Raw genomic sequence first — 1,795 nt, forward strand, 5'->3', positions numbered from 1 at the left:
CGGCAGTGAAACCTGTCAACTCTACAGATGCCTTAGTCGAAACTTTAACGCCTGTACCTAAATTATTTAGTGCTTCAGCTGCAGCTTTTGCATCCATAGCTGATATATCTGTTGCCGTAGATGTGCCATTAGGGCCGCTTAGTACAATGTTACTAGCGCCTGTTGCAACACCATATGCTGTTCCTGCCGCCGCAGCAGCACCAAATACACTGCCTGCACCTGTTTTTTGATTCTGACCAATTGAACCTGATGACACATCACCAATCGATACAGAAATAGTTTCGTTAGCATTCGAACCTACTTGGAATTTCTGAGTACCATAACTACCATTGAGCAGCTTTTGCCCGCCGAAAGAAGTTGTATCAGCAATACGGGTTAACTCTGTTTGTAGCGCGCCTATTTCTTTTTGCATTGACTCACGGTCTTCTGCTGAGTTAGAACCGTTAGCAGATTGTAATGACAGATCACGCATACGTTGCAGAATGTTAGTGGATTCCTGCATTGCACCCTCTGCTGTTTGTGCAATAGAGATACCATCATTAGCATTACGCATAGCAACGTCAAGACCGTTTATTTGGCTTGTCATACGGTTAGAAATTTGTAGGCCCGCGGCATCATCTTTAGCGCCATTGATACGCAAACCTGAAGATAAGCGCTCCATGGACGTTTTCAAACCATTGTTTGCACTGGTAAGGTTCTTTTGTGAATTCATTGAAGTCACGTTGGTGTTTACTGAAATAGCCATAAAATATATCCTCTTTACCTGACGTTACGTTAGTGCCTGTCTTGCTGTAATGACGTTAAGCCAGGCCAATCTCATGGGTTACATTCAGTTTAACGGCAGTACTTTGGCTTACTTTAATTTTTTTATTTAAATAATTGAAAAAATATATCAATTAGAAATCATCACAATGAATTAACTGATTGTAACCAACCGATTACCGAGGAATAAAAAGAAAAGAGGAAAGAAATAAGCTAAGAGCAGTGCAAATTCTTATTAGTAGTCTGTGATTATATTGCTTGTTCAAAAAAATCAAATTAACAGCATGAAACGCGGAAAAAAATAACTATGCCCAAGTACATCGTCTAAACAAAATTTTAGATAGATACTTGGGCATTAAGCTCATTGTCTATTACTTAGCTTAAGGATTAGCCCAGTAATGATAACGCTACTTGGGGTAATTGATTTGCTTGTGCCAACATAGCAGAAGACGTTTGAGATAAAATCTGTTGCTTGGTCATTTGTGCCGTTTCTTTAGCAAAGTCAACGTCCTGAATACGGCTACGGGCATCCGCTACGTTAGTTTGCACGTTACCTAAGTTATTAATAGTAAAACTCATACGATTCTGTGCCGCGCCTAAATCAGCACGCTGAGAGTCAATACCTGCAATCGCGGAATCAATTATAGCTATAGCATCCTGTGCACCGGACGCTGTACCAATATCCATATCTTTTACTGAAGCCAATGTTGACGCAGTTCCCGTACCAGTAATTGCCCCAGAGGTACCTGTCACAGTAAACGCAGCACTTGAAGAGAATTTCAACTCAGAGTTTACAACCACACCGCCTGCATCAACAGTATCTGATGCACCTGCAACTCCATTGGTAACCGTTGCCATTGTTAAGGTGCCACCTGCAGGGCCTACAGCCTTAATCCCTGCAACTCCATCCGCTGAAATACTCAGTTTATTAGTGCTTGAATCATAGGAAGCAGAATAGCCATCCTTTCCAATAGCAGTAGCTAAATCCTTCATACTTCCGTTAAATTTGCTTAAATCGTAAGACGTAGTACCA

1 protein-coding gene and 1 pseudogene are annotated in these 1,795 nt (G+C 41.2%); both read right to left on the reverse strand.

Features of this window, described 5'->3' with window-relative positions:
- A pseudogene (locus L5L97_RS22710) lies at nt 1-745 on the reverse strand (flagellin); the annotation flags it as partial.
- A 404-nt stretch (nt 746-1,149) separates the two neighbouring features.
- A partial coding sequence (locus tag L5L97_RS22715) for a flagellin (protein ID WP_263187184.1) occupies nt 1,150-1,795 on the reverse strand: 646 nt, incomplete at its 5' end.

Source organism: Shewanella sp. SM71 (assembly GCF_025653905.1).
GTDB lineage: Bacteria > Pseudomonadota > Gammaproteobacteria > Enterobacterales > Shewanellaceae > Shewanella > Shewanella oncorhynchi.